Consider the following 10,291-nt stretch of genomic DNA (forward strand, 5'->3'; position numbering starts at 1 on the left):
CCACTTGTTGTAAATCCACCATACAGCGTCGGGCGGATTTCCCAATTTCCTGCCGTACCGACATAATGTCGCGCGCGCGGCCTTATTTCAGCTAGGAAAGTCGTTTAGACGACAACGAGATCGTCTTCCTCGCCGAACGGCTCGCGTCTCATCGCAACTATAACTAGGACCTACAATGTTCTTTAAAGAGAAAACTGGCGTGCGTTCGGTACGCATGGCCATCGGCCTGCTGGCAGGCTTGGTTGGCGCGAATGCGCTGGCCCAAGAGCAAGTCATCCAGCGCGTGGAGATCACCGGCTCGGCAATCAAGCGCATCCAGCGCGAAGGCGCCCTGCCAGTGCAAGTCATTTCGAAGGAAACCATCGCCCGCACCGGCGCGACGACGGTATCCGACCTGGTTCAGAAACTGCCTGCCATGCAGGGTTTCACCATTGAAGCCATCGCTGCGGGCACCAACTCGGGCGGCCGCACCACCGCGTCGATCCACGACCTGGGCGGCAGCTACACCCTGGTACTGCTGAACGGCCGCCGCCTGGCGCCCCTGCAGGACAGCGGCAGCTCGGTCAACCTGAACTCGATCCCGCTGTCGGCGGTCGAGCGCGTTGAAGTGCTGACCGACGGCGCTTCGGCACTGTACGGCGCCGACGCCATCGCCGGCGTCATCAACTTCATCCTGAAGAAAAACTACCAGGGCCTGTCGGTCGACGCCGGTTACGTGCATCCGGAACATGAAGGCGGCAAGAGCGCCAACGCCAGCATCACCGGCGGCTTCGGCGACCTCGACAGCGACGGCTACAACGTCCTGATGACCTACCGCCACGACGAGCAGCGCCAGCTGAAGGCGCCGCAGCGCCGCTTCGCCGCGACCGCGTACATCCCGTTCTCGCACGAAGGCGCGAACTACATCTACGACCGCACCTCGACCTCGACCGTTCCGGCGAACGCCACCGTGTCGTTCACCAACCCGGCCGTCAACAAGGCGATCGGCTTCAACCCGTTCCAGAAGGCCACCGGTGCTTGCGCCGATCTGAACGTGCCTTACCTGTCGAACGACGCGCTGACCAACTTCTGCTCGTTTGACTTCGCCGCCACCGTCGAGATCATCCCTGAATCGAAGCGCGACACCTTCTTCTCCAGTGGCCGCATCAAGCTGGGCGAGGACGCAGTTGCGTTCGCCGACCTGTCGCTGGGCCGTTTCGACCTGACCGCGCGTATCGCGGCCAACCCGGTCAACGTCAGCATCCCTAAAGGTACGCCGCTGTACAACCAGTACATCCAGCCATACCTGACCCCGGCCCAGCAAGAGCTGGCGACCGGCGCAGTCGCGCAGTTCCGCGCAGTTGACTGGGGCACCCGCGACAGCCAGACCATCACCGACGTGCGCCACCTGGTGGCCGGCGTGGAAGCCAATGCATTCGGCTGGGACCTGAACAGCGCCGTGACCCTGTCGAAGTACAAGATCGACGAGAAGTACACCGGCGGCTACATGCTCAACACCGAGTTCCGCTCGATGCTGACCAACCGTACCTTCGACCCGTTCGCAGCATCGGGCTCGCAGTCGGCAGCGACCAAGACCCTGATCGAAAACTCGCTGTTCAAGGGTTCGATCCGCGAAGCGTATTCGGACATGAAGGGCTTCGACGTACGTGGCTCGCGTGAAGTGTTCGCACTGCCAGGCGGCGCGGCAAGCGTTGCAGTCGGCGCCGACTACCGTGAACTGCAGCAAGTGCAGACCGCCAGCGCCGCAGCCAAGAACGGCAGCATCTACGCGTTCAGCGCACCGGCCGAAAACGACTACACCCGTGATTCGACCGGCGCCTTCGCCGAACTGGCGCTGCCAGTGCTGAAGAACGTCGAAATGACCGCGGCTGTCCGTTGGGACAAGTACTCGGCAGTCGAAGACGCGCTGATCAACAAGGAAGTGGGCGAATCGCAAGACGCCAGCACCTACAAGGTCACCGCACGCTGGTCGCCAGTACAGCAAGTGCTGGTGCGCGCATCCTACGGCACCGGCTTCCGCGTTGCTGACCAGGACTCGATCGCCGGCAAGGTCGTCTCGGCAGGCTTCACCGCCGGTTCGTACAATTGCCCACCATCGCTGGAAGCGGAAAACGCCGGCTTCTGCCGTCCGGGCCGCGCACAGTATGACGTCAAGCGCGGCGGCAACTCGCAGCTGAGCCCAGAGGAATCGAAGCAGTACACCCTCGGCTTCCGCATCGAGCCGTCGAACAACGTCACCTTCGGCGCCGACCTGTGGGATGTCCGCATGACCAACCAGGTCTCGGCGGTCAGCGAGATCCAGGCATTTGCCGATCCAGTCAAGTTCCGCGAACTGTTCTCGTCGTTCACCAACCCGGCAACCGGCGAACAGAAGTGGTCGTTCCTGCAGGCGCCGATCAACATCGGCAAATCGCACTACCGCGGTATCGACTGGGACTTCACGGTCGGTGAGAAGTACTCGTTCGGCAAGTTCTCGCTGAACGCGAACGGCACCCACATGCTGAAGGCCGACTACACCACGCCAGGTACGGACAATGTCTGGACCAACAGCATGGACCGTTACGGCATCAACAACGCAGTCACCTTCCGCAACATCGCCCGCTTCACCGCAGCGCTGGAAATGGGCAAGATGGTGAACTCGTTCACGCTGAACTACCGCAACGGCTACACCGATGCAGCGGCAACGCCGTACAACGTCGCGACCAAGGCGAACATCACCCAGCCGATCCGCCTGCAAGTCCCGTCGTACTCGACGATCGACTACCAGGGCAAGTACTTCATCAGCAAGCAGTGGGATGTGCGCGTTGGCGTGAAGAACCTGCTGGACAAGGAACCACCTCTGTCGCTGCGTACTTCGTCGGGCCACCAGGTTGGCTACGACCCACGTTACGCAGACACCATGGGCCGTACCCTGTACCTGAACACCAGCTACACCTTCTAAGCTTTAGTGCTTAGCAAAACGCCCCGCAAGGTAACTTGCGGGGCGTTTTTTTTGGCTATGTCACCGTTAGGTATGGAATTGAGCACGTCGTGCCCGCCACTGGCGGACCCGACTTCCCGCGTGCGCGGGAACGACGAGGGTGTAGCGCTTCCACACTTAACGGTGAGTGGCCCGCACGCGGAGGCGGCCTTCGGCCTTGTCCGCCCTACAGTAGCTGGTACGCTGGTTTTTATTGCATGCGAACTAGGTGCGGTAGGGCGGACAAGCCCGGAGGGCGCCTCCGCGTGGATTTGTGACGGCGGTGGCGTACCGCCTTACATCCCGCCCCAGGCGGCATTGATGGCCGCCAGCGCAGCCAGCCCCGCTGTCTCGGTACGCAAGATGCGCGGTCCCATCGACAGCGCAGTGGCGCCCCTGGCAATCGCTGCATCCTCCTCCTGCTGCGTATAGCCGCCCTCCGGCCCGATCATCAGGCTGACTGCCTGGGCCGGCCTGGCGCGCGTCCATTCCGCCAGCGACTGCGTGGCCCGCGGCGTCAGCAAGATGCAGTTTGACATGTCCGCGCTGCCGATCCAGCGGTCGAAGTCGGTCAGCTCCCCCAGCTTCGCCAGCCGGTTGCGCCCGCTTTGCTCGGACGCCGCCACGATCACCGCCTGCCAATGGTCCTGCTTCTTGCCAGCGCGCTCGGCCGACAGCCTGACCACGCAGCGCCTGGCCGCCAGCGGCTGGATTGCCGACACGCCCAGTTCCACCGCCTTTTCGATAATCCAGTCCATCTTCGTGCCTTCCGGCAGCGCCTGCGCCAGGGTCACCTGGTAGGGGAGTTCGACCTCGCGCGGGTCGTGGCTGACGATGGTGGCCGTCGCCCGGCGCTTCTCGACGCTGGCCAGCAGCGCCTGGTACTCGCCGCCGCCCCCGTCGAACAGGCACAGCGCGTCGCCGGGCTGCAGGCGCACTACGTGCACATGGTGGGCGACTGCCTCGGGCAGGGCGATGGTGGCGCCGACGACCAGCGGCTCGGAACAGTAGAAACGCGGCATGAAAATCCTGCAACTTATCGGTGGAAATGAAGGCATTTTAATTCGGGGCCACCCCGCTCTGGTAAAATACTTGGTTAAGCAAGCAGCCGCATTCCCAATCCTAGACCTCACTGATTCTTTCCATGAAACCTACCCTCCCTACGACCCTGATGGCCAACGCGATCCGCGCACTGGCAATGGACGCTGTTCAAAAAGCCAATTCCGGCCACCCCGGCATGCCAATGGGCATGGCTGAAATCGCTGTTGCGCTGTGGGCAGGACATTACAAGCACAACCCGGCCAATCCGAAGTGGGTCAACCGCGACCGCTTCCTGCTGTCGAACGGCCACGGCTCGATGCTGCACTATTCGCTGCTGCACCTGGCCGGCTACGACCTGTCGATGGACGACCTGCGCAACTTCCGCCAGCTGCATTCGAAGACCCCGGGCCACCCGGAAGTCGACATCACCCCGGGCGTGGAAACCACCACCGGCCCGCTCGGCCAGGGTATCGCCAACGCGGTCGGCATGGCGCTGTCGGAGTGGCTGCTCGCTGCCGAGTTCAACAAGCCTGGCTACGACGTGGTCGACCACTACACCTATGCATTCCTCGGCGACGGCTGCCTGATGGAAGGCATCTCGCACGAAGTATGCTCGCTGGCCGGCACCCTGGGCCTGAAAAAACTGATCTTCCTGTACGACGACAACGGCATCTCGATCGACGGCAAGGTCGAAGGCTGGTTCACCGACGACACGCCGAAGCGCTTCGAATCCTACAACTGGAACGTGATCCCGAACGTCGACGGCCATGACGTGGCGGCGGTCGACGCGGCCATCGCGCAGGCAAAGCTGTCGGACAAGCCGACCCTGATCTGCTGCAAGACCATCATCGGCAAGGGCTCGCCAAACCTGCAGGGCGGCGACAAGGTCCACGGCGCGGCGCTGGGCGACGCCGAATGCGCGGCAGTGCGCGAGCACCTGGTATGGGATGCAGTGCCATTCGATATTCCGGCGCCGATCTACGAAGCATGGGACGCAAAAGAGCAGGGCGCCGCGTTCGAAGGCGACTGGAACGCCAAGTTCGAAGGCTACCGCGCGCAATTCCCTGAGCTGGCTGCCGAACTCGAGCGCCGCATGAAGGGCGACCTGCCGGCCAACTTCCAGCAGGTGCTGGACCAGGCGATCGCGGCAACCGTCGACAAGAAAGAAACCATCGCCACCCGCAAGGCGAGCCAGAACGCGATCCAGGCGCTGGCCCCTGCGCTGCCGGAATTCCTGGGCGGCTCGGCCGACCTGACCGGCTCGAACCTGACCAACTGGAAAGAGATCGTCGCCGTCCGTTCCGGCCAGCCAGGCAACCACATCAACTACGGCGTGCGCGAGTTCGGCATGGCCGCGATCATGAACGGCGTGGCCCTGCACGGCGGCTACATCCCGTTCGGCGCGACCTTCCTGACCTTCTCGGACTACAGCCGCAACGCGCTGCGCATGGCTGCCCTGATGAAGCTGCGTTCGGTGTTCGTGTTCACCCACGACTCGATCGGCCTGGGCGAAGACGGCCCGACCCACCAGTCGGTCGAGCACGTTTCGTCGCTGCGCCTGATTCCTAACCTGGACAACTGGCGTCCATGCGACACCACCGAATCGATGGTGGCATGGGGCGCGGCAGTCCAGCGCAAGGACGGCCCGGCAACCCTGATCTTCTCGCGCCAGAACCTGCCGTTCGTCGAACGCAGCGCCGAGCAGGTCGCCAACATCGCGCGCGGCGGCTACGTGCTGCGCGACGCCGCCAACGCCAAAGTGATCCTGATCGCCACCGGTTCGGAAATCGAACTGGCGCTCAAGGCCGCCGCCGTGCTGGAAGCCGAAGGCACCGGCGTGCGCGTGGTGTCGATGCCGTCGACCGACGTGTTCGACCGCCAGGACGCCGCCTACAAGGCCAGCGTTTTGACGCGCGGCATCCCGCGTGTGGCCATTGAAGCCGGCGTCACCGATTTTTGGTATAAATACGTGGGCCTCGAAGGCGCCGTGGTGGGTATCGACACTTTCGGCGAATCGGCTCCGGCGCCGGTGCTGTTCAAGCACTTCGGGTTCACCGTCGACAACGTGGTTGCCAAGGCCAAGCTGGTACTGGCCGCCTAAGTCTGCCTGTAGTGCGCGGGCGCCATGAGGCGCCCGCACCTCGCCCTTCTTTTCTTTTCATCAGGAGTAGAGTATGACGATCAAAGTAGCAATCAACGGTTATGGCCGCATCGGCCGCAATGTGCTGCGCGCGTTCTATGAAGGCGGCAAAAAGCAGGACATCCAGATCGTGGCGATCAACGACCTGGGCGACGCCAAGTCGAACGCCCACCTGACCCGCTACGACACCGCGCACGGCAAGTTCCCAGGCACCGTGACCGTCGAAGGCGACAACATGATCGTCAACGGCGATCCGATCCGCGTATTCGCGCAGCGCAACCCGGCTGAAATCCCATGGGGCGAGCTGGGCGTTGACGTCGTGCTCGAGTGCACCGGCTTTTTCACCACCAAGGAAAAGGCTTCGGCCCACCTGAAGGGCGGCGCCAAGAAAGTCATCATCTCGGCGCCAGGCGGCAAGGATGTCGACGCGACCATCGTGTTCGGCGTCAACCAGGACGTGCTGAAGTCGACCGACACCGTGATCTCGAACGCATCGTGCACCACCAACTGCCTGGCCCCGCTGGTCAAGCCGCTCAACGACGCGATCGGCATCGAAACCGGCCTGATGACCACCGTGCACGCCTACACCAACGACCAGGTGCTGTCGGACGTGATGCATGAAGACCTGCGCCGCGCCCGTTCGGCGACCCAGAGCATGATCCCGACCAAGACCGGCGCCGCCGCCGCGGTTGGCCTGGTGCTGCCTGAGCTGAACGGCAAGCTGGACGGTTTCGCGATCCGCGTACCGACCATCAACGTGTCGCTGGTCGACCTGACCTTCATCGCCAAGCGCGATACGACGGTCGAAGAAGTCAATGAGCTGATGAAGGCCGCCGCTGCCAAGGGCGCGCTGGAAGGCATCCTGACTTACCAGACCGAGCCGCTGGTATCGATCGACTTCAACCACAACCCGGCATCGTCGAACTTCGACTCGACCCTGACCAAGGTGTCGGGCCGCCTGGTCAAGGTATCGTCGTGGTACGACAACGAATGGGGCTTCTCGAACCGCATGCTCGACACCACCGTGGCGCTGATGAACGCGAAGTAATCGCTTCACCGTGCAGCTGTCCAGGAACCGGCGCTTGCGCCGGTTTTTTTTGGCTATGTCACCGTTAAGTGTGGAAGCGCTGCACCCTCGTCGTTCCCGCGCACGCGGGAACCCATACTGAAGACGATCAGTAGTAAAGCGATTCGACCTCTAGCGCATACATAGTATGGGTTCCCGCTTTCGCGGGAAGTCGGGTCCGCCAGTGGCGGGCACGACGTGCTCAATTCCATACCTAACCGTGACAGAGCTTTTTTTTCGCCTTCTCACAGCGGCCTGCGCGCATCCGCCCGACAGCACGAGGGCGTTCAAACGCCGAATACCTGCCGCCACAGCTGCTGCGCCTTGGCCGCATGCGGCGCCACGCGCGCCTGCTCGACCCTGGCGTTGTCGCGGCCCTGCAAGCGCTGCTGGTGCTGCAGCTTGCGCATCAGCCGGTACGCATCGCCGACTTCCCCGGCCAGCACCGGTTCGATCAACCCCAGCTCGCCGCACAGCCGCAGCAGCGCGATGTTGCCGGTGTTGAGCGTCAGTCCCGGATGCGCCGCCGCATACCGCAGCACCAGGTACTGCACCATGAACTCGATATCGATCATGCCGCCCGCATCGTGCTTCAGGTCGAACAGGGTGGTGCGGTTCGGGTGCGCGTCGCGCATTCGCTTGCGCATCTTGAGCACTTCGTCCCTCAGCTCGTCGAGTTTGGCGCTGCGGTCGATCCGCAGCACGCTGTCGCGGATCGCTTCGAAGCGCGCGCCGAGCGCCGCGTCGCCGGCGCAGAAGCGCGCCCGGGTCAGCGCCTGGTGCTCCCAGAGCCAGGCCGAATTGCGCTGGTAGCGCTCGAACGAGGCAACCGATGACACCAGCATGCCGCTTGCCCCGTCGGGACGCAGCGCCGTGTCGATGTCGAACAGGATCCCGGCCGGCGTGGTCGCCGTCATCCAGGTGATGAAGCGCTGCGCCAGCTTGGCGTAGTTGAACGGGGCCTCCTGGTCGTCGTCCTCGAACAGGAAGATCACGTCGAGGTCCGAGACGTAGCCCAGTTCCTTGCCGCCCAGCTTGCCGTAGGCGATGACGGCGAATTTCGGCACCTCGATGTGGCGCGTGGCGATCGTCTCCCACACCGCCGGGATGGTCGCGGCGACGATGGTGTCGGCCAGCGCGGACAGGAAGTCGGCCAGCCGTTCGACGGTGAGCAGCCCGGCCAGGTCCTGCGCCAGCAGGCGGAACATGTAGGCGTGGTGCGCTTCGCGCAGCAGGTCCATCTGGCGCTCGGTGTCGCCGGCGGCCGTGCCGAGCTGCTCGCGCAGTTCCGCTGCGAGCGCCTGGTAGTCGGGCACCGCTTCGCGCGCATGGTCGTCCAGCAGTTCGTCGAGCAGTACCGGGTGGCTGGTCAGGAAGGTCGCCGCCCAGCCGCTGGCGTGCATCATGTCGACCACCCGCTTGAGGGTGTGCGGGTACTCCGTCAGCAGCGACAGGTAGGCCGAGCGGCGCGCGATGGCGTCGAAGAAGTCGAGCAGGCGCCCGAGCGTGGCGCCGGCGCTGCCGCTGCCCGCTTCGATGGCGGCGTTGGCCACCAGCGGCAGGGCCGCCGTCACCAGGGCCAGCATGCGGGTGCGGCTGCTGTCGGCCATCGCCTGCACGCGCGGGCTTTTCCAGGTGTTGACCAGCCGGCGGGCGTCCTGCGCCGGGTCGTCGAAGCCCAGCGTGGCCAGGCGCGCTTCGACCGATTCGAGGCTTTCGAGGTCGATCGGCTCGTGTGCCGGCTCGGCCGCATCGTCGCTCTTGTCGCTGAAGATGGCGTCGAACTGGCTGGCCACGAAGGCGCGGTGTTCGTCGAGCCGCTCGAGCAGGGTGGCGACGTCGGGCAGGCGCATCATGCGCGCCACCGCCGCCCGGTCTTCGTCGCGCGCGGGCAGGGTGTGGGTCTGGGCGTCGTCGAGGTACTGCAGGCGGTGTTCGAGGTTGCGCAGGAAGTTGTAGGAGCCGAGCAGGCGCGCGGCCGTGTCGGCCGCCATCAGCTCCTTATCGGCCAGCATGCGCAAGGTGGCGCGGGTGGAACGGTCGCGCAGGGTGGCGTCGCGCCCGCCGCGGATCAGCTGGAACACCTGCGCCAGGAATTCGATCTCGCGGATGCCGCCGCGCCCCAGCTTGACGTTGTTGCTGCGGTCGGGGTGGAGGCGTTCCTGGCGGTTCACCTCGGCGCGGATCTGGGCGTGCATGTTGCGGATCGCGTCGATCACGCCGAAGTCGAGGTAGCGCCTGTAGACAAACGGGCGCACCACGGCGTCGAGCGCGTCGATGTCTTCCTGCGCGCCGGTCACCGCGCGCGCCTTCACCCAGGCGTAGCGTTCCCATTCGCGGCCCTGCACGATCAGGTATTCCTCGACCATGTTCAGGCTGGCTACCAGCGCCCCCGACGCGCCGTTCGGGCGCAGCGCCATGTCGACCCTGAAGGTGTAGCCGTCCTCGATGATTTCCGAGATCGCCGCGATCAGCTTCTTGCCCAGCCGGTTGAAAAACTCATGGTTCGACAGCTGGCGCTGGTCGGGCAGGGTGAGCGCGGTTTCGCCGTCCTCCGGATAGACGAAGATCAGGTCGATGTCCGACGACACATTCAGCTCGCCCCCGCCTTGCTTGCCCATCGCCAACACCATCATCTGCTGCGGCCGCCCGGATTCATGGCCGACCGGTTGCCCGTGGCTGGCAACCATTTCTTGCATGATGGCGTCCAAGTGGGTGCGAATGGCGAAATCGGCCAGCGCGGTCATGGTCTCGACCACCTCGGCCAGGTCGGCCTGGCCTTCCAGGTCGCGCTGGATCAGGCCGCAGACCAGCAGGTTGCGCAAGCGCCGCATGGCGCGCGGCAGGGGGATGCCGGCGGCCAGTTCGATGGCCAGCTGCTGGTCCAGGTCGAGCCGGCACAGGGGCTGGCCGATGATTTCCCCGATCCTGGCGCTGCGTCCCGGATCGGCGGCGATCCAGCGTTGATAGAAGCGCGATTCGGACACCAGGGAAGGGTTGCTCATAGGAATGTAAGGAAGAGTTAAAGTGCGGCTATGGAGGGGCCTCTATAAGGTAGAATTGGGCCGCGCACCTGTACAGGACA

5 protein-coding genes are annotated in these 10,291 nt (G+C 64.3%); 3 read left to right on the top strand and 2 right to left on the bottom strand.

Annotation, left to right across the window (positions count from 1 at the left end):
* The first annotated feature begins 175 nt into the window (after window positions 1-175).
* Window positions 176-2,941 (top strand): TonB-dependent receptor domain-containing protein, encoded by a 2,766-nt coding sequence (locus LMJ30_RS02710; protein WP_229430798.1) that lies wholly within the window; start codon window positions 176-178, stop codon window positions 2,939-2,941.
* Between the two features lie 314 nt (window positions 2,942-3,255).
* Here the strand turns inward: LMJ30_RS02710 and LMJ30_RS02715 are convergent, their stop codons facing one another.
* Complete coding sequence (locus LMJ30_RS02715) at window positions 3,256-3,981, bottom strand: 16S rRNA (uracil(1498)-N(3))-methyltransferase (protein ID WP_229430799.1); 726 nt, start codon at window positions 3,979-3,981, stop codon at window positions 3,256-3,258.
* 122 nt (window positions 3,982-4,103) lie between these two features.
* On the opposite strand from LMJ30_RS02715, the gene tkt reads away from it, so the two are divergent.
* Entirely contained in the window at window positions 4,104-6,101 is a 1,998-nt protein-coding gene (tkt, locus tag LMJ30_RS02720; protein ID WP_229430800.1) for a transketolase, read from the top strand.
* A 73-nt stretch (window positions 6,102-6,174) separates the two neighbouring features.
* Window positions 6,175-7,188, top strand: coding sequence for a type I glyceraldehyde-3-phosphate dehydrogenase (gene gap / locus LMJ30_RS02725; protein ID WP_229430801.1), 1,014 nt, complete (start codon window positions 6,175-6,177; stop codon window positions 7,186-7,188).
* A gap of 305 nt (window positions 7,189-7,493) precedes the next feature.
* On the opposite strand, the gene glnE is transcribed toward gap, so the two are convergent.
* Window positions 7,494-10,211, bottom strand: coding sequence for a bifunctional [glutamate--ammonia ligase]-adenylyl-L-tyrosine phosphorylase/[glutamate--ammonia-ligase] adenylyltransferase (gene glnE, locus LMJ30_RS02730; protein WP_229430802.1), 2,718 nt, complete (start codon window positions 10,209-10,211; stop codon window positions 7,494-7,496).
* Window positions 10,212-10,291: the final 80 nt, after the last annotated feature.

It is taken from the genome of Massilia agrisoli, assembly GCF_020831365.1.
In the GTDB taxonomy this organism is placed as follows: domain Bacteria; phylum Pseudomonadota; class Gammaproteobacteria; order Burkholderiales; family Burkholderiaceae_D; genus Telluria_A; species Telluria_A agrisoli.

What these genes read in the sequence shown, in the direction of transcription:
- LMJ30_RS02710 (WP_229430798.1), top strand. Translation starts at nt 176, where the DNA reads ATGTTCTTTAAAGAGAAAACTGGCGTGCGTTCGGTACGCATGGCCATC.
- LMJ30_RS02715 (WP_229430799.1), bottom strand. Translation starts at nt 3,981, where the DNA reads ATGCCGCGTTTCTACTGTTCCGAGCCGCTGGTCGTCGGCGCCACCATC.
- tkt (WP_229430800.1), top strand. Translation starts at nt 4,104, where the DNA reads ATGAAACCTACCCTCCCTACGACCCTGATGGCCAACGCGATCCGCGCA.
- gap (WP_229430801.1), top strand. Translation starts at nt 6,175, where the DNA reads ATGACGATCAAAGTAGCAATCAACGGTTATGGCCGCATCGGCCGCAAT.
- glnE (WP_229430802.1), bottom strand. Translation starts at nt 10,211, where the DNA reads ATGAGCAACCCTTCCCTGGTGTCCGAATCGCGCTTCTATCAACGCTGG.